12 protein-coding genes are annotated in these 19,061 nt (G+C 60.4%); 7 read left to right on the top strand and 5 right to left on the bottom strand.

The genetic code is table 11. The features are described from left to right. The first annotated feature begins 86 nt into the window (after positions 1-86). The 4 genes from AC3WMT_RS03905 to AC3WMT_RS03890 all read left to right on the top strand — a co-directional run bounded on the left by AC3WMT_RS03905 (position 87) and on the right by AC3WMT_RS03890 (position 7,238). Entirely contained in the window at positions 87-908 is an 822-nt protein-coding gene (locus AC3WMT_RS03905) for an ABC transporter substrate-binding protein (RefSeq protein WP_103302737.1), read from the top strand. After that, on the top strand, positions 905-1,741 hold the full coding sequence (locus AC3WMT_RS03900; RefSeq protein ID WP_103302739.1) for an amino acid ABC transporter permease: 837 nt from the start codon (positions 905-907) through the stop codon (positions 1,739-1,741). The genes AC3WMT_RS03905 and AC3WMT_RS03900 overlap by 4 nt, the downstream gene beginning before the upstream one ends. Before the next feature lie 85 nt (positions 1,742-1,826). After that, positions 1,827-4,784 (top strand): autotransporter outer membrane beta-barrel domain-containing protein, encoded by a 2,958-nt coding sequence (locus AC3WMT_RS03895; RefSeq protein WP_103302741.1) that lies wholly within the window; start codon positions 1,827-1,829, stop codon positions 4,782-4,784. 198 nt (positions 4,785-4,982) lie between these two features. Beyond that, positions 4,983-7,238, top strand: coding sequence for an autotransporter outer membrane beta-barrel domain-containing protein (locus AC3WMT_RS03890; RefSeq protein WP_103302744.1), 2,256 nt, complete (start codon positions 4,983-4,985; stop codon positions 7,236-7,238). A 200-nt stretch (positions 7,239-7,438) separates the two neighbouring features. On the opposite strand, the gene oadA is transcribed toward AC3WMT_RS03890, so the two are convergent. After that, positions 7,439-9,247 carry a sodium-extruding oxaloacetate decarboxylase subunit alpha gene (oadA, locus tag AC3WMT_RS03885; protein WP_103302746.1) on the bottom strand — a complete coding sequence of 603 codons (1,809 nt, stop codon included), beginning with the start codon at positions 9,245-9,247 and terminating at the stop codon, positions 7,439-7,441. An 11-nt stretch (positions 9,248-9,258) separates the two neighbouring features. Beyond that, on the bottom strand, positions 9,259-10,674 hold the full coding sequence (locus AC3WMT_RS03880) for an acetyl-CoA carboxylase biotin carboxylase subunit (protein WP_025112637.1): 1,416 nt from the start codon (positions 10,672-10,674) through the stop codon (positions 9,259-9,261). 190 nt (positions 10,675-10,864) lie between these two features. Between AC3WMT_RS03880 and AC3WMT_RS03875 the strand changes: the two genes are divergently transcribed. Then, positions 10,865-11,827, top strand: coding sequence for a LysR family transcriptional regulator (locus tag AC3WMT_RS03875; RefSeq protein WP_103302748.1), 963 nt, complete (start codon positions 10,865-10,867; stop codon positions 11,825-11,827). Here AC3WMT_RS03875 and AC3WMT_RS03870 read toward each other — a convergent pair. The 3 genes from AC3WMT_RS03870 to AC3WMT_RS03860 all read right to left on the bottom strand — a co-directional run bounded on the left by AC3WMT_RS03870 (position 11,769) and on the right by AC3WMT_RS03860 (position 15,997). Then, on the bottom strand, positions 11,769-11,972 hold the full coding sequence (locus tag AC3WMT_RS03870; protein ID WP_103302750.1) for a PA3496 family putative envelope integrity protein: 204 nt from the start codon (positions 11,970-11,972) through the stop codon (positions 11,769-11,771). The two genes, AC3WMT_RS03875 and AC3WMT_RS03870, sit on opposite strands and share 59 nt — an antisense overlap. A 157-nt stretch (positions 11,973-12,129) precedes the next feature. Next, positions 12,130-12,996: a transcriptional regulator HexR gene (gene hexR, locus AC3WMT_RS03865; protein WP_007962240.1), complete on the bottom strand. Its 867-nt coding sequence runs from the start codon at positions 12,994-12,996 to the stop codon at positions 12,130-12,132. A gap of 127 nt (positions 12,997-13,123) precedes the next feature. Then, positions 13,124-15,997 carry a GGDEF domain-containing phosphodiesterase gene (locus tag AC3WMT_RS03860; protein WP_103302752.1) on the bottom strand — a complete coding sequence of 958 codons (2,874 nt, stop codon included), beginning with the start codon at positions 15,995-15,997 and terminating at the stop codon, positions 13,124-13,126. Between the two features lie 257 nt (positions 15,998-16,254). On the opposite strand from AC3WMT_RS03860, the gene uvrD reads away from it, so the two are divergent. Together uvrD and AC3WMT_RS03850 are read left to right on the top strand one after the other, a co-directional pair. Next, positions 16,255-18,438 (top strand): DNA helicase II, encoded by a 2,184-nt coding sequence (gene uvrD / locus AC3WMT_RS03855; RefSeq protein WP_103302754.1) that lies wholly within the window; start codon positions 16,255-16,257, stop codon positions 18,436-18,438. Positions 18,439-18,585: 147 nt separating this feature from the next. Further along, positions 18,586-19,026 carry an EamA family transporter gene (locus AC3WMT_RS03850; RefSeq protein WP_103302756.1) on the top strand — a complete coding sequence of 147 codons (441 nt, stop codon included), beginning with the start codon at positions 18,586-18,588 and terminating at the stop codon, positions 19,024-19,026. Positions 19,027-19,061 lie beyond the last annotated feature (35 nt).

The raw sequence follows: 19,061 nt of genomic DNA, 5'->3' as shown, positions 1-19,061 counted from the left end.
ATAACTCACTACCAGAGTCGTTCTTATAACTATTTAATACGCACCATTCGGTTAATAACAACCTCTTTTTTATTCAGGGATCGACTGTGAAATTTCAACCACTACTGGCCCTGAGTCTGACGATTCTGGCTGCCTCCACCCAAGCCTTCGGCGGCACCACACTGGATCGTGTCGAGCAGAAAAAAGAGCTGGTCGGCGTACTGATGGAAAGCTATCCGCCCTTCTCGTTTCTCAACGAGCAAAACCAGCTCGACGGCTTCGATGTTGACGTCGCCAAAGCCGTGGCGGACAAACTTGGCGTGAAACTGCGGCTGGAAACGCCGTCCTGGGACGTCATCGCCGCCGGCCGCTGGAGCGGGCGCTACGACATCTGCATTTGCTCGATGACCCCGAGCAAGGCCCGCGCCGAAGTGTTCGACTTCCCGGTCGAGTACTACGCCTCGCCCGCAGTGATCGTGGTCAACGCCAAGGATGATCGCATCCACGGCGCCAAGGATCTGAGCGGCAAGAAAGTCGGCCTCACCAGCGCCTCCAGCTACGAAAGTTATCTGAACAAGAATCTGGTGATCGAAGGCGCTGAAGACACGCAGTTGCAGTACCCGTTTGAGGATGTGCAGATCGCCCCGTATGACACCGACAACGTCGCGTTCCAGGATTTGGGCCTGGGTGCCGGCGTGCGTCTGGATGCGATCCTCACCAACCTCGTCACTGCCCAGCCACGCCTGAATCAAGACAAACGCTTCAAGCTTGCTGGCGAGGCGCTGTACTCGGAGCCGAACTCGGTGGCCATCGAAAAGGGTGACGCCCAGTGGGATGCGAAAGTGCGCGAGGTGTTTGCCCAGCTCAAGCAGGACGGCACCCTGAGCAAGCTCTCGCAAAAATGGATCGGCGCTGATATCAGCCAATGACTTCTTTCCCGACACCTCCAAAGCCACCGCTACCGGTGGCTGAATCACGCCTGCGACGGTTCTTCGGTTTCCGTACACGGTTGTACCTGACGTGGGCGGCGCTGTTCTGTCTGTTCGCCGGATTCTTCCTGAGCTTCGACCTGAAGTTCTCGATCATCGTCGACAAACTGCCCAATCTTGTTGGCCTCAAGCTTGCTCCCAATGGCTTTCTGCAAGGCGCGGCGCTGACCCTTTTTCTGTGCGTGTGCTCGATTGTCGCTTCGTCATTGCTGGGCTTCGTTACCGCCTTGGCGCGACTGTCGAAAAGCGCGGTGGCGTTCGGCATCGCCAGTTTCTACGCCTCGTTTTTTCGCGGCACGCCACTGCTGATTCAGATCCTGCTGATCTACCTCGGCTTGCCGCAACTGGGCATCGTGCCCGGCGCCATCGTCGCCGGAATCATTGCGCTGTCGCTGAACTACGGCGCCTATCTCAGCGAGATTTTCCGCGCCGGGATTCTCGGTGTTCCCTATGGCCAACGCGAAGCGTCACTGGCGCTGGGCATGCGCGACTCCGTAATTCTCTGGCGCATCACACTGCCCCAGGCCATGCGCACGATCATCCCGCCCACAACCAATCAGTTCATTTCGATGCTCAAGGACTCGTCGCTGATTTCGGTGATGGGTGTTTGGGAGGTGATGTTTCTGGCGCAGTCGTATGGCCGTTCAAGCTATCGCTACATCGAGATGCTGACGACGGCGGCGATCATTTACTGGCTGATGTCGATCGGTCTCGAGCTGATTCAGGCGCGGATGGAACGGCATTACGGCAAGGCTTACGTGCGCCGTTCCTGAGGTGAACGGCAACGTAACAGACATCATTCTGTAAAAACCCATCGCTATACAGGACGGCCCGTCTCTAACAAAAGGCCGTCCTCTCATGCCCTTCCCGCCGCAGCGTCTGTCGCTCGCAATCGCTCTGTTGATTTCCGCCACCGCCGCCCACGGTAAAACCGTACAGATCGACACCGCCACCACCGCCGCGCAAACCCTCGGTGGCAGCGACACGTTGACGATTTCGGCGCCGGGCAGCATCACCAACAGCGGCAAGACCGTGAGCCTTAAAGACAAGACCAGCGGTGCCGGCGTGGTAATCGATAACGCCGGCAAGATCATCTCCACGGGCGGTCGGGCCATCGACAGCAGCGGCGATCTGACTCAGGCGCGCAACTACGCCATCTACAATCGTAGCGGTGGGCAGATTCTCGGCGCGAACGACGCTTTACGCATCGACAGCAACTTCGTCAGCGGCAGCCTGTTGATCGACAACAGCGGCATCATTCGCTCAACCACCGGCCAAGGGCTGGATCTGGATGCATTGCGCAGCGACGGCGTGAAAACCACGATCATCAACCGTGAGGGCGGCTTGATTCGCGGCGACGCCAGCGACGGCATGAAGACCGGCGCCAACGCGACGATTACCAACTACGGCGAGATCTCCACCGGCGACTCGCACAACGCCGATCAGAAATTCGACGGCATCGATATCGATACGGCGACGGGCGTTTCGATCACCAACTACGGCGTCATTTCCGGCGGCCGTCACGGCATCACCACCGACCTCGGCGCGACGCTGGTCAACTACGGGCAGATCACCGGGCGCAACGGCTCCGGATTCGGCTCCGACGGTGACGGCACGGTGATCAACCACGGCACCATCACCGGCGCCTACTCCGGGCTGCAAGCTAACGGTGACGGCGATGGCGTAGACATCGACAAGATCGCCCACATCGAAAACTACGGCACCATTCAAGGCGTCGGCGCCGGCGGCGTCGACAAAGGTGGTTTCGCCAATGGCAGTGAGGGCATTGCCCTCGGCGGCGGCTACATTCTCAACGCCAGTGGCGCACTGATCAGTGGTGCCAACAGCGCCATTCTGGTGGACGACGGCAGCGGCGGTTCAGGGCTGGCGGCGACCACACTGGAGAACTTCGGCACCATTCAGGGCCTCGACGGCTTTGGCGTGAAGTTCGTTGGCGAGTTTGCCGACAACGTCGTCAACGGCGGCACCATCAGCGGCAGCAATGGCCTGGCGCTGGATCTGGGCGCTGGCAACGACAGCCTGACCCTGCGCAACGGCAGCCGCTTCGTCGGCGCCGTCGATGGCGGCAGCGGTTACGACCAAGTGGTGATGGACGACGCGGCGGGTGGCAGCTTCGGCGACAGTCGCAATTTCGAATGGCTGGAAGTCAGCCAAGGCGCGTGGACGCTGACCGGCAAGGGCGATTTCAGCGACGGCGGTGCAGTGCGCAACGGCGCGACCCTGATCAATCAGGGCAGCATTGCCGGCAACCTGAGCGTGGATGCCGGCGGTGTCTATGCCGGTGGCGGCTCGGTGGGCAGCCTCAACGTCAACGGCACATTGCGTACTGACACCGGCCTCGGTCGCGCAACGGTTGTGCATGACTTGAACATGGGCAGTGCGTCCACCCTCGCCTACGGCGTCAACGCCGACGGCAGCAGTGCGCCTGTACAGGTCGGCGGCACGGCCAATCTCAATGGCGCGACCTTGGCGGTGAACCCCGGCAGCGGCACCTATCCGTGGCAGAGCCATTACACCGTGCTGCAAGCCGCGCAGGTCAACGGCACCTTCGGCAAAGTCACCAGCGACTATGCGTTTCTCACGCCGACACTGGCCTATACGCCGACTCAAGTCGACCTGACGTACACCCGCAACGACGTCGCCTTCACTGACTTCGCCGCCACCAGCAACGGCAGCAATGCCGCCAACAGTCTGGCCTCGATGGGCAAGAACAACGCCCTCTACAACGCCCTGCTCAACACCACCCAAAGCACGGCCGGTGCAGCGATCGAGCAACTGGCCGGCGCCAGCAATGCCAACCTGACCAGCGCCACCCTCGGCGCCAGCAGTCAGGTGGGCAGCAGTATGCTCTCGGCGATGCAGCAAATGGGCGGCAGCCCGGGCTTGATGGTCGGCCTCGATCAGCGCGACACCCCGGTGTTGGCAGCGAATGGCGTGCCGTCCGCCGCACGCAATCTGAACGATCCGAACGCTCGCGGCCGACTCTGGCTGCAAGCGATCGGCGGCTACGGCAAGCTTGACGGCGAACACGGCAGCAGCGGTCTGGAACAACGCACCAAGGGCAGCGTGCTCGGCGCTGACTGGTCTCTCAATCCGCAATGGCGCCTGGGCATACTCGGCGGTTATTCGAAAACCGACCTGGACGCTACTGGCATCGATGGCAACGTCGAGAGCTGGCACGCCGGCGTTTATGCCTTGCATCAGAACGGCCCGATGGCGTTGCGTCTCGGCGCGGCCTACAGCGGCCATCAAGGTGAGAGCAAACGCACCATCGCCTTCAATGGCTTCAGCGATCGCCCCAAAGGCGATTACGACGCCGACAGCCAGCAAGCCTTCGCCGAACTCGGTTACGCCATGGGCAGCGGCCGCCTCAGCGCCGAACCTTTCGCCAACCTCGGCTACCAGCGCTACCACCGCGACAGCTATCGGGAAAAGGGTGGCGCGGCGGCGCTGCAAGTCGACAGCCAGACCCAGGACAACTTCAGCAGCACCTTCGGCCTGCGTCTGGCGCACCTGAGCAGCCTGGACAACGGCATGAGCGTGACACCGCGAATGGCCGTTGGCTGGAAGCACACCTACGGTGATGTCAGCAGCTCGACGCGTCAGGCCTTCGTGGTTGGCGGCACGGCGTTCAGTGTCGATGGCAGTTCGCTGGATCGCGACAGTCTGGTGTTGGAGGCCGGGCTGGACGTGGGAATTTCTGCGCGGCATACGCTGGGCGTGGGGTACAGCGGCGAGATCGGCAGCAACAGTCGCAATCATGGGTTGATTGGGCAGTGGCAGATGAGCTTTTGAGTTTGAACAGTCGGCGAGGTCCGGGTTGGTTGTAGGAAAAGGGATCGGTGCAGCCGAGTAAAAGCACCGGTTGGTACCACCGTGGCGATTTTCTACAAAACGATCCGACGTCGCCTGCAAGGCTGCGGGAAGTAGCCGACATCGGATTTTCTGGCGCATCAATAGAGTTGGGTCTCCTGTCAAAAGAGGCCGAACTTGATGCCCGTTCAACATCGATACAAACCACAACACCTGGCTTTGGCCATTGCGCTGGCACTTGGCGGCGTAGAGCTTGCGAACGCACAGCTACCTTCGCAAATGACTGACTCACCTGTGATCATGGAAGTCCCGGAACTGCCGGAGGCCACGCCATATGAAGCGGCTCTTCAAAGGCTTAAAGATTTTTCCACCCATATAAACACCGTTCCAATCTCCTTCGACTCGCCCGAAAGTACTTTCCAGGGCACTGCTATCAACGATTTCATCGTTCTCAAAGACGGTGCCAGCTTCAGTGGTCGGCTGGACGGTGACGGGGGCGTAAACTACCTGGTACTCAACGCCACTGACGGCGGAACGATCAAAGACACCCGTAATTTCAATGGACTGCATCTCCTGCGTGGAGACTGGACACTGAGCAGCAAGGGAGATTTCACGGAAGGCGTGTTGGTAGATCGCGACGGCACACTGACCAACCTTGGCAGCATCGAGGGTGGTGCTATCAGCGTCGGCAAGTTTTTCAACAAGGGAAGCATCAAAGGCGATGTACATGTCGAGACGGGCGGCAGTTTTGCAGGTAAGGGGACGGTAAGAAACCTGCACGTTGAAGGCCTGCTCACCGTCAATGGATTGCATGGCAGCCCCCGGGTCAAAGGCGATTTGAGCCTGTCCCGGACAGCCGAGCTGGCCTACGAGGTCACCCCTGAGGGCCGTGGCCAGACGATCAAAGTCGACGGCACCGCCGAGCTTGGTGGCGCCACCCTGAAAATCGTTGCGGCTCCCGGGGAATATCCAGCAACCAGCCCGTACAAAATCATCGAAGCCGCCAAGATTGAAGGTGAGTTCGGCACGATCCAGAACGATCTGGCTTTCATGACGGCCACAGCTCAATACAACAAAAAGTCTGTCGGACTGACTTACGCCCGCAACGATGTACCGCTGAAAAGCGTCGCCACTACGGACAGTGGTCGTGCGGTGGCAGAAAGTATTGTCGAGCCGATGGTGCCATCGTCTTCCGCACCGTCGACACCGCTGACGGCATCAGCTCCCCTACCAAATGCGGATACAGCGTCAGCTTCAACAGCAACGGCTCCCACTTCCGATTCAGTGACTGCTCCTGCTGCAACCTCAGTTTCATCACCCGCTCAGGATGAATTCGTGACTGCGCCGGTCAGCGAAGCTGTCGAAGCGCCGGCCTCAGCACCGCAAAAACCCGCCAACAACGCCGTCGCCGCGATACTGGCCAGCGACAGGAAAACAGCCTCCATCGCCCTCGAACAACTCGCCGCCGGCAGCAACGCCAACCTCGCCAAAGCCACGCTGAACAGCATCACGCCCGTGAGTACCAGCATGCTGTCGGCCATGCGCCAACTGGATAACCGCTCCAACACTACGCGTGGTTCCGGCAACTCACCTCGCCATGCGGCGGGCGGTGCAGATTCCGGACGAGTCTGGGTTCAGGCCCTTGGCCATGGCGGCAAGGTCGACCGAGACTACGACAGCACCCTCAAACACGCTACCCAAGGTCTGGTCATGGGCGCTGACTGGCGGCTCAATGAGCAATGGCATGTCGGTCTGCTGGGCGGCAAATCCCAAACCAAACTCGACGCCCGCCAGTACGACGGCGACCTCGACAGTTGGCACCTCGGTGCCTACGCCGTGCGTCAGGACGGACCGTTGGCACTGCGCTTGGGCGCCACCTATGCCAGCCACGACGGCAGCAGCAAACGTCGGGTGGCGTTCAAGGGTTTCAGCGACAACCTTAAGGGCGACTACGACGCGAACACCCAGCAAGCCTTTGCCGAACTGGGCTTCAATCTCGGTCGTAACAACGTAACGCTGGAACCCTTCGCCAGCCTCGGCTACCAGCGCTATCAACGCGACAGCTACAGTGAAAAAGGTGGGGATGCGGCGCTGAAAGTGTTCGGGCAAACCCGTGACAACCTCAGCAGCACCTTTGGCCTGCGCACGGCGCGGATCAACCGACTGGACAACGGCATGAGCCTGACACCGCGACTCAGTGCCGGCTGGAAACACACCTTCGGCGAGCTCGACATCGATACACGGCAACAGCTGGTCAAGGGTGGCAAGCGTTTCGAAGTGGCCGGTGCGGCGCTGGATCGCAACAGCCTGGGCGTCGATGCAGGACTTGACCTCGGACTATCGGCCAATCACACCGTAGGTCTGGGCATCACTGGTGATTTCGGAACGGAAAGCCGTACTCACAGCGTGATGGGCCAATGGCGAATGGCATTCTGATGGTCTGAACGCCTTCATTGCAGGAGTGAGCCTGCTCGCGATGACTGAGTGTCAGTCGCTATAAGTGTTGGCTGATCCGCCGCTATCGCGAGCCGGCTCGCTCCCACAGGGGATTTGCGTGATTCAGACAAATCCCGGACGAAAAAAAGGGGAGCACCATGCTCCCCCGAGGTTTAAAGCGTTGGATCGCGGCTGTTATCTCAGCCTTCGATTTCGATCAGGATTTCGCCCGGGTTCACCCGGTCGCCTTTAGCGACGTGGATCGCAGTGACCTTGCCGGCGATGGCGGCCTGGACTTCGGTTTCCATCTTCATCGCTTCGCTGATCAGTACTGCCTGGCCAGCCTTGACGGTGTCGCCTTCCTTGACCAGCACATCAACGATGTTGCCCGGCATGGTGGTGCTGACGTGCCCCGGCGCGGACGCCTGTTTGCGTTTGCTGCTGCCACCGCCGACGAATTCGTTGAGCGGTTCGAACACCACTTCTTCCGGCATGCCGTCGATGGACAGGTAGAAGTGACGCTTGCCTTCAGCCTTCACACCGACACCGGTGATGTCGACGCGGTAGGTTTCGCCGTGGACGTCGATAACGAACTCGGTCGGTACACCTTCGCCACCCGCCGACGCCACTGCACCAGCCTCGGGAATCGGCAGCAACACTTCCGGCACGAGGGTGCCGGCGGCACGTTCTTCGAGGAACTTGCGGCCGATGTCCGGGAACATGGCGAAGGTCAGCACGTCTTCTTCCGACTTGGCCAAGGCGCCGATGTCGGCACGCAGCTTGGTCATTTCCGGCTTGAGCAGGTCGGCCGGACGCACGTCGATGACCTCTTCGCTGCCGATCGCCTGACGACGCAGTTTTTCGTTAACCACGCCTGGCGCCTTGCCGTAGCCACCTTGCAGGTAAAGCTTCACTTCGTTGGTGATGGTCTTGTAACGCTCGCCGGCCAGCACGTTGAAGAACGCCTGAGTGCCGACGATCTGCGAAGTCGGGGTCACCAGCGGCGGGAAGCCGAGGTCTTCACGCACGCGCGGGATTTCCGCCAGCACTTCGCCCATGCGGTTCAGTGCGCCCTGCTCTTTCAACTGGTTGGCGAGGTTGGAGATCATCCCGCCCGGCACCTGGTTGACCTGCACACGGGTATCGACAGCGGTGAACTCGCTTTCGAACTGGTGGTACTTCTTGCGCACAGCGTAGAAGTACAGGCCGATTTCCTGCAGCAATTCCAGATTCAGGCCGGTGTCGTACTCGGTGCCTTTGAGGGCAGCGACCATCGACTCGGTGCCCGGGTGGCTGGTGCCCGAGGCGAAGCTGGAGATCGCGGTATCGATGTGGTCGGCGCCGTTTTCGATAGCCTTCAGTTGGCACATGGTCGCCAGACCCGCGGTGTCGTGGGAGTGGATGAACACTGGCAACGACTGCTCGGCTTTCAACGCCCGGACCAGTTCGCCGGTGGCATACGGAGTCAACAGACCGGCCATGTCCTTGATCGCCACCGAGTCGCAACCCATGGCTTCCATTTGTTTGGCTTGCGCCACAAAGGCGTCGATGGTGTGCACCGGGCTGGTGGTGTAAGCGATGGTGCCTTGGGCATGTTTGCCGGCCGCTTTCACCGCTTCGATGGCCACGCGCAGGTTACGCACATCGTTCATCGCGTCGAAGATGCGGAACACGTCAATGCCGTTGACCGCAGCCTTGGCGACGAAGGCTTTGACCACGTCGTCGCTGTAGTGGCGGTAGCCCAGCAGGTTCTGCCCGCGCAGGAGCATTTGCAGGCGGGTGTTAGGCAACGCCGCACGCAGTTGGCGCAGGCGCTCCCACGGGTCCTCTTTCAGAAAACGTACGCAGGCATCGAACGTCGCGCCGCCCCAGCATTCCAGCGACCAGTAGCCGACTTTGTCGAGCTTGTCGCAGATCGGCAGCATGTCTTCGGTGCGCATGCGGGTGGCGAGCAGCGATTGGTGAGCGTCGCGCAGGATGGTATCGGTGACAAAAATCTTCTTGGACATTGTTGTATTCCTCACAGGCCTGCGTGGGCGGCGATGGCGGCGGCGATGGCCAGGGCCAGCTCTTCGGGTTTGCGCTTGATCGAGTAGTTGGTCAGTTCAGGATGGCTTTCAACGAAGCTGGTATTGAACTGGCCGCTACGGAATTCTGGGTTGCGCAGGATTTCCTGATAGTAGGCAGCGGTGGTTTTCACGCCTTGCAGACGCATGTCGTCGAGGGCGCGCAGGCCACGGTCCATCGCCTCTTCCCAAGTCAGCGCCCAGACCACCAGCTTCAGGCACATCGAGTCGTAGAACGGCGGGATGGTGTAACCGGTGTAGATCGCCGTGTCGGTGCGCACACCCGGACCGCCGGGGGCGTAGTAACGGGTGATCTTGCCGAAGCTCGGCAGGAAGTTGTTTTTCGGGTCTTCGGCGTTGATGCGGAACTGCAACGCGAAGCCACGGTGCTGAATGTCTTCCTGCTTCACCGACAGCGGCAGGCCGGAGGCGATGCGGATCTGTTCGCGGACGATGTCGATCCCGGTGATTTCTTCGGTGATGGTGTGTTCCACCTGCACCCGGGTGTTCATCTCCATGAAGTACACCTCGCCCTCGGCGAGCAGGAACTCCACGGTGCCGGCGTTCTCGTAGCCGACAGCCTTGGCCGCACGCACCGACAGGTCGCCGATGTAGGCGCGCTGTTCCGGGGTCAGTTGCGGGCTCGGAGCGATTTCGATGAGCTTCTGGTTACGGCGCTGGATCGAGCAGTCCCGCTCGAACAGGTGCACGACGTTGCCAAAGCTGTCGCCGAGGATCTGCGCTTCGATGTGCTTGGGATTGACGATGCATTTTTCCAGGAACACTTCCGCCGAACCGAAGGCCTTGGTGGCTTCGGAGATGACGCGGGGGAAATTCTGTTCGAGTTCTTCGCGGCTGTTGCAACGACGGATACCGCGACCGCCACCACCGGAAGTGGCCTTGAGCATCACCGGGTAACCGATACGGTCGCCCTCGGCCAACGCCTCTTCGATATCGGCAACGTTGCCTTCGGTGCCCGGCGTCACCGGTACGCCGGCCTTGATCATGCTGCGCCGGGCTTCGGTCTTGTCGCCCATGCGGCGAATGACTTCTGCCGAAGGGCCGATGAATTTGATGCCGCGCTCGGCGCAGATGTCTGCCAGCTCGGCGTTTTCCGAAAGGAAACCGTAACCGGGGTGCAACGCATCGCAGCCGGTTTCAACCGCCAGGTTCACCAGTTTGCGCGGGTTGAGGTAACCGGCCAATGGCTCGGCACCGATGCTATGGGCCTCGTCCGCACGCTTCACATGCAACGCATGACGGTCGGCGTCGGAAAAAATCGCAACCGAGCGAATGCCCATTTCGGCGCAGGCCCGCACAATTCGTACGGCAATCTCACCACGGTTGGCGATCAGGATCTTTGTTATCACTTGGAGGTTCCCTTGAGCCGGTGGCACCACGACCTGCTAGACCCAGGTCGACGCGTGACCAAATGTTTCAATTTAGTCGCAGGTCCACACTAGCGCTCATGAGAGATTAACAAAAATGAATAAAAATTGGGTCAGGCATAAGTAAAGACTTATAGTCAGCGCATCTTCCCGCGTTCAGAGCCTGTAGAAAATGCGTAAGTCCTTGATGCGTATGACATTGCGTCAATTGCAGATCTTCAACGAAGTGTGCGATTTGCGTTCTTACAGCCGCGCGGCGGAAGAAATGTCGCTCACACAACCGGCTGTCAGCCTACAGATTCGTCAGCTGGAAGAGCTGATCGGCCAGCCATTATTCGATTACGTCGGCAAAAAACTCTACATGACCGAGGCCGCCGAAGCACTCCAACGGGCCAGTCGGGATATTTTCGGGCGCTTGGAAAATCTCGATATGCAGCTGTCGGACATGCAGGGCTCGCTGCAGGGCCAACTGAAACTCGCGGTGGAATCCAGCGCCAAATACTTCGTGCCGCACCTGTTCGCAGCGTTCAAGCGCCAGCATCCGGAAGTGAACCTGCAACTGACCGTGGTCAACCGGGGCCAGGTGATTCGCCGCCTCTCCGACAACCGCGACGACCTGGTGATCATGTCGATGGTGCCGCAAGACATGGGCCTGGAGTTTCTGCCGTTTCTCAATAATCCGATTGTTGCCGTGGCGCGTCCGGATCATCCGCTGGCACACATGGGCCCGTTGCGCTTGCAGGACCTTGAACCTTACACATTGCTGATCCGTGAGCCTGGCTCGGGTACGCGATTGGCGTGTGAGGAGTATTTCAAGGAAAAGCGCGTGCACTTCACTCAGACCCAGGAGGTCGCTTCGGCCGAAGCCCAGCGCGAATGCGTGTTGGCGGGTCTGGGCCTGGCGCTGTTGACGCGCCACGCCCTGAACCTGGAACTGGCGACCGGCGGCCTGGTGGAGCTGCCGGTCGAGGAGTTGCCGCTGTTTCGCAGTTGGTGCCTGGTGCAAGCCAAGGCCAAACGGCTGTCACCGGTGGCGCACGCCTTCCTGGCGTTTATCCGCAGCGAGCGCGTGCAGATCAGCGCGCTGGTTGAGCGTTTCGACGGGAAGCTGCGGGCGCTGCCTGCCAGTGATTGATTTCGGGAAAGTCGCCGATTTCGGCTTGAAGCTGACGAAGTTCGAAGCGATCTTCGATAGCGCGGCGAAACTCCATGCGGCGCTGGTCTTCCTGCTGACGACGGGTTTTCGCGGCGCTGTTGCGTTCTTCGTAAGGCTGAGCCATTTCGAGTCTCCCAAGGCGTTTACGGGAGTTTCACAATAGGCCTGAGGGATGACGGTTTGGCTGCCGGAGGATGACAGTCCAATGAATTTGCGTTGTTTTTTGCGGACGTCATCGCGGGCTTGCCCGCGATTAAGGTCGGAACGACCTTACGATGACGTCAGTCATCCAGCGCTTTCACCGCTTTCGGCGACAATCGCAAGCTGCGCAGGCTGCGCTTCACACTCTTGAGGTGATTGACCAGGCTCGGCCCGCGCGCCATGGCCACGCCCATCGCCAGCACGTCGATCACCACCAGGTGGGCGATACGCGAGGTCAGCGGCGTATAGATTTCAGTGTCTTCGTGCACATCGATCGCCAGGTTGACGGTGGACAGCTCCGCCAACGGCGTCTGGCTCGGACACAGCGTGATCAGCGACGCACCGCTCTCGCGAACGAGGTTGGCGGTGATCAGCAGGTCTTTCGAACGCCCGGACTGGGAAATGCAGATCGCCACGTCCGTCGGCTTCAACGTTACCGCCGACATCGCCTGCATGTGCGGATCGGAATACGCCGCCGCCGTCAGCAGCAGGCGAAAGAACTTGTGCTGGGCATCCGCCGCCACCGCGCCTGAGGCACCGAAGCCGTAGAACTCGACACGCTGCGCCTGCGACATCAGCGTCACCGCGCGCTGCAACTCCACCGGATCGAGCTTCTCGCGAACCTCCATCAGCGTGTGCAGCGTGGTGTCGAAAATCTTCAGGCTGTAATCGGCGACCGAGTCATCTTCATGGATCGCGAACTGACCGAAGCTGGCACCCGCCGCCAGGCTTTGCGCAAGCTTGAGCTTCAGATCCTGAAAACCGGAACAACCAATGGCGCGACAGAAGCGCACGATGGTCGGCTCACTGATGCCGACGCTGTGGGCCAGGTCGGCCATGGAACTGTGCATCACGGCCGCAGGGTCAAGCAGCACGTGGTCGGCGACCTTGAGCTCCGACTTGCGTAACAGGTGACGTGACTGGGCGATGTGTTGCAGCAGATTCAAGGGGCTGGACTCTTCTTATGGTCGGGGATGTAGCAAGCTTGTAGTTATACTACATGAATCGGCTTTTTGCCTGCTCAATGCGTAACTCCATGTCCCCATATCAGGCGCGATGGCATCCATGTAGCCCTTAATCCGGGTTTTCCTGTTCGCGCAAAAGCCCGGCCAGCCCGGCAGCTTCCACCGGTCGGCTGATCAGATAGCCCTGCACTTCATCGCAACGTTCAGCGCGTAAAAATTCCAGCTGCTCCTGCCGCTCAACCCCTTCGGCCACCACTTTCAGTGACAAGCCATGAGCCATGGCAATGATTGCCCGAGTGATCGCCGCATCTTCACTGCCCTCGCCCAGGCCACGGATAAAAGCCTGATCGATCTTCACGTAATCCACCGGGATGCGCTTGAGGTAACTCAGCGACGAATAGCCGGTGCCGAAATCATCGATGGCCAGTTTCACCCCCAGATCGCGCAGTTGCTGGAACGTCGCGATGATGTGTTCAACGCTGTCGAGCAACTGGCTTTCGGTGAGTTCCAGCTCAAGGTAGTGCGGCGCCAGCCCGGTTTCTTCGAGCACCTGACGCACTAGGCTGACCAGTTTGCCCTGACGCAGTTGATGCACCGACAGATTCACCGAAACACGAATCGGCGCGAGCCCCTGTCGCTGCCATTCGCACGCCTGCCAGCAGGCCTGACGCAACACAAACTCACCGATCGGCCCGATCAGACCGGTCTCCTCGGCCAACCCGATGAAATCCCCCGGCGGTACCCGCCCCATCGTCGGATGATCCCAGCGCACCAGCGCCTCCGCCGCATTCAGGCGTCCCGTCTCCAGGCATAGCTTCGGCTGGTAGAACACCTTCAGTTGCTTCTCGTCGATGGCTTTGCGCAGCTGGTTTTCCAGTTGCAAACGCTCAAGGGTGCTGGCCTGCAAGCTCTCGGTGTAGAACTGGAAGTTGTTGCCGCCCAGATGCTTGGCATGTTGCATGGCCATATTCGACTGACTGACCAGCGCGGAAATCTCCCGCGCATTGTCCGGCAGCATGCTGATGCCCATCGACGCGCTGACCACCAGCTCATGCCCTTCCACAGTCAGCGGCAGACGCAGCTTGGCCGACAACCGCGTGGCGACACGGGCCAGACTCGACAGGTTGCCGTAGGCATCGAACAGCACGGCAAATTCATCACCGGACAGGCGCGCAATGGTGTCGGCTTCCGGCAAGGCGTTGACCAGACGACGAGCCATTTTCTGCAGCAACTGGTCAGCGATTTCATGACCGAGGCTGTCGTTGAGCAACTTGAAGCGATCCAGATTGATGTGCAGCAGCGCCAGACTGCGCCGCCCGCCCTGCCGGACCCGCTGATGCGCTTCGTGCAGACGCTCGCGGAACAGCGAGCGATTGGCCAGCCCGGTGAGTTCGTCGTAGTGCGTCAGGTAACGCATGCGCTCTTCGGATTCGCGGCGAGCGGAAAGATCGGCGAAGAAACCGACAATATGACTGACATTTCCCCGATGATCGCGCACCGCGCTCAGTTGCAGCCACTGCGGGTACAGCTCGCCATTCTTGCGGGTCTCCACCAGTTCGCCCTGCCAACTGCCGTGCTGTTCCAGCGCGTGACGGATCGCTACGTAATGACGACGGGCATCGCGGCTGCATGGCAGCTCGACGACGTTGCGCCCGAGCATGTCGTCGATGTCATAACCGGTGACCCGACTGAAGGCCTGATTGATCGCGATCAACGCGTAGTTCGGGTCGAGAATCACGATGCCTTCGCTGGCCGCTTCGAACACCGTCGCCGCCAGCCTCTGCTGCTCTTCAAGGCTTTTGCTGGCACTGATGTCGCGACGGGTGCCGACCATCCGGATCACGCGCCCGCTGTCGCTGCGCTCCACGGCGCGACCACGGTCTTCGATCCACACCCAGTGGCCATCGCCGTGACGCACGCGATACTCGATCTGATAATCCTCGGTGCGCCCCTTCAGATGTTCGACCAGCGCATGCTTTAGCGGTGGCACGTCTTCCGGGTGCAAGCGCGGCTTGAGGTCACGCAGGATCGCCGTGACGTATTCCGGGGCGAGGCCGAACAGTTCCTGGATTTGCGTGTGATGGACTTCATCGGTTTGCAGATTCCAGTCCCACAGTCCCAGCTCACTGGCCTTCAAGGCCAGCGCCAGGCGCGCTTCGCTTTTGCTCAGGGCCTGATTGGCGGCATCCAGTTCACGGCTGCGCTGGGCGACGCGATCCTCCAGCTCGACCTGCGCTTCGCGCAACTTGCCCTCGGCACAGCGGCGATGGTCGATTTCCGTCGCCAGCTCTTGATTGAGCTGCTCGCTGCGCGACTGCGTTTGCTGCAGGTGTTCGATCAGGCGCTGATTCTGAAAGCGCCGCAGCAAGCTGCGATCAATCAGCCGATTGACCTGCCACGCCACCACGCTCAATGAGCCCAGCAGGATCAGCCCGAGCCAGCCCCAGCCTCGCGCCAGTTCATCGCCGCCCCAGAACAGAAAACCAATCGCCGGCAACAGACACGGCAAGGTAAACGACAGAAACGCTGGAAGGCTCACTGCATAGGCGACGCTGGCTGACAGCGTCGCGGCGCCAATCAGGCCGAACACCCAGGCTTGCTGAATGAAGTTGTCGGCAGGCACCAAGGCGATGCCGGCACCGGCCAGGGTCAGGCCGGTCATGGTCGAACCGATCAGGAACATCCGGAACCAGATCGGTTGGGCCTGACGGTTGGGGATCGCCGAGTCGAATGCGGCAACCTGAATCACCCGCAACGCCACCAGCGACAGCAACCACACCAGCCAGACGCTGACCACGAAATAGCGCTGCGGGCTCCAGAGCAAACCGGCGCAGACCAGACCATTGATCAACATGAAAAGGGTGGGCAACAAGGAGCCCTGATACAGCAGGCGCGTGCGCTCCACCGCCATTTCAACGGCATAGTGCTTGCGGATAACCCGGGGTTCCACGGAGGGGCCCGACAGTTCGGCGCTGAGGGTCATGGGCAACGTTCTTGTTCTTATAAGGAGGGCGTGCGCCCGAAACGTGGACGGAGCATACACAAGCCGCCCCCTTTGCCAAACTGCTCCAGATCATAAATCGGGCGAAACTTTACCCGCCTCTCTCGCCAGCAAAACCCGCGAAGCGAGACGGACCAACGCCTGTAGCCGGTGACCGACCGGTCGTCATCGGCAGCACTTTCATCGGCTAATGCAAAGCTCGGTTTGCCCGGGCCTGCGGCGCACCCTAGAATGCCCCGATGCGCGATGATCTCTCCCTTCTGCTGAACTCTCTCAACGATGCCCAACGCCAGGCCGTAGCTGCCCCCGTTGGCCGTCAGTTGGTCCTGGCCGGTGCTGGCTCCGGTAAAACCCGAGTGCTGGTGCACCGTATCGCCTGGTTGATCCAGGTTGAAAACGCCTCGCCCCACTCCATTTTGTCGGTGACCTTCACCAACAAGGCCGCTGCAGAGATGCGTCATCGCATCGAGCAGTTGCTGGGTATCAACCCGGCCGGCATGTGGGTCGGCACCTTCCACGGCCTGGCGCACCGCTTGCTGCGGGCGCACTGGCAGGAGGCCGGGCTGAGCCAGACCTTCCAGATTCTCGACAGCGATGACCAGCAACGCCTGGTCAAGCGGGTGATCCGCGAGCTGGGCCTCGACGAACAGCGCTGGCCGGCCCGTCAGGCCCAGTGGTTCATCAACGGGCAGAAAGACGAAGGTCTGCGTCCCAAACACATTCAAGCCAGCGGCGATTTGTATCTGGCGACCATGCGCGGCATCTATGAGGCCTACGAGGCCGCGTGTCAGCGCGCCGGCGTCATCGACTTCTCCGAACTGTTGCTGCGCGCCCTCGATCTATGGCGCGATCACCCGGGCCTGCTGGCGCATTATCAAAAGCGTTTCCGGCACATTCTGGTGGACGAGTTCCAGGACACCAACGCCGTGCAGTACGCCTGGTTGCGTCTGCTCGGCAAGGGCGGCGACAGCCTGATGGTGGTCGGCGACGACGATCAGTCGATCTACGGCTGGCGCGGCGCGAAAATCGAGAACATTCATCAGTACTCGTCTGACTTCCCGGATTCGGTGACCATTCGTCTGGAGCAAAACTACCGCTCCACCGCTGGCATTCTCAAAGCCGCCAACGCTCTGATCGCCAATAACACCGGTCGTCTCGGCAAAGAGCTGTGGACCGATGGCGGCGATGGCGAAGCGATCAATCTGTACGCCGCGTTCAACGAGCACGACGAAGCACGCTACGTTGTCGAAACCATCGAAAGCGCGCTGAAAACCGGCTTGGCTCGTAGCGATATCGCGATTCTGTACCGCTCCAACGCTCAATCGCGCGTTTTGGAAGAAGCCTTGCTGCGTGAGCGCATTCCCTACCGTATCTATGGTGGCCAGCGCTTCTTCGAACGGGCAGAAATCAAGAACGCCATGGCCTACCTGCGCCTGCTCGAAGGTCGCGGCAACGATGCCGCGCTGGAACGGGTGATCAACGTTCCGGCTCGCGGCATCGGCGAGAAAACCGTCGAAGCGATCCGCGACCACGCCCGTCACAGCGATGTGTCGATGTGGGAAGCGATGCGCCAACTGGTCGCCAATAAAGGCCTGACCGGTCGCGCCGCCGGTGCGCTGGGCGCGTTTATCGAACTGATCGAGAACCTCGCCGCCAAGTGCATGGAGATGCCGCTGCACCTGATGACCCAGACTGTCATCGAGCAGTCTGGCCTGATCGCTTATCACGAAGCGGAAAAAGGCGAGAAAGGCCAGGCCCGGGTAGAAAACCTTGAGGAACTGGTCAGCGCCGCGCGCAACTTCGAAAACACCGAAGACGACGAAGAGCTGACGCCACTGGCGGCCTTCCTCGGCCACGCTTCGCTGGAAGCCGGCGACACGCAGGCTGACGAGCATGAAGACAGCATTCAGTTGATGACGCTGCACAGCGCCAAAGGCCTGGAATTCCCTTACGTGTTCCTGGTGGGCATGGAAGAAGGCTTGTTCCCGCACAAGATGAGCCTGGAAGAACCTGGCCGTCTCGAGGAAGAGCGGCGCCTGGCCTACGTGGGCATCACCCGGGCGATGCAGAATCTGGTGATGACCTATGCTGAAACCCGACGCCTGTACGGCAGCGAAACCTACAACAAGGTCTCGCGTTTCGTGCGCGAAGTGCCGAAAGGTCTGATTCAGGAAGTACGCCTGTCGAACAGCGTCAGCCGACCGTTCGGCGGCAATCAGTCGATGAGCGGCAGCAACCTGTTCAGCGGCAGCGAGATCCCGGAAACGGGGTTCAGCCTTGGGCAAACAGTTCGTCACTCGATATTCGGTGACGGCGTGATCCTCAACTTCGAAGGTTCAGGTGCGCAGGCGCGGGTGCAGGTGAACTTCAGTGAAGGCAGCAAGTGGCTGATGCTGGGGTACGCGAAGCTGGAAGCGATCTAAAGGCAGCCCGTCGTTGCTCATCGTTCCCACGCTCGGCGTGGGAATGCATCCCGTGACGCTCCGCGTCACTGTGGACGCGGAGCGTCCATGGCGGCGTTACCACGCAGAGCGTGGGAACGATCGCACATGAACACTGGAGGCAACACCATGGGCTCAGGCTTCTTTTCTTCCTGGACATTCTGGGCCCTGCTTTCGGCGACTTTCGCTGCTTTGACGGCGATCTTCGGCAAAATCGGCATCGAAAACGTCAACTCTGACTTCGCCACCCTGCTACGCACCATCGTGGTACTCGTCAGCCTGGCCTTGATTCTGTATGCCACGGGCCAATATCAGTCGTTGGGATCGATATCCGCCAAGAGCTATCTGTTCCTGTTGCTGTCCGGTCTGGGCACCGGCGCGTCGTGGCTGTGCTACTTCCGCGCGTTAAAGGTGGGCCCGGCTTCACTGGTCGCTCCGGTGGACAAGCTCAGTGTGGTGTTGGTGGCGGTACTTGGCGTGATGTTGCTGGGTGAGAAACTCGATCTGCGCCAGTGGGGCGGTATCGGCTTGATCACTGCCGGTGTGGTGATGCTGGCGTTTCGTCGCTAGGCAACATTTCCCGCTGAACCTATCCCTTTTTCCTA

The organism is Pseudomonas sp. FW305-7 (assembly GCF_058786735.1).
This window is presented reverse-complemented; position numbering and strand designations above follow the sequence as displayed.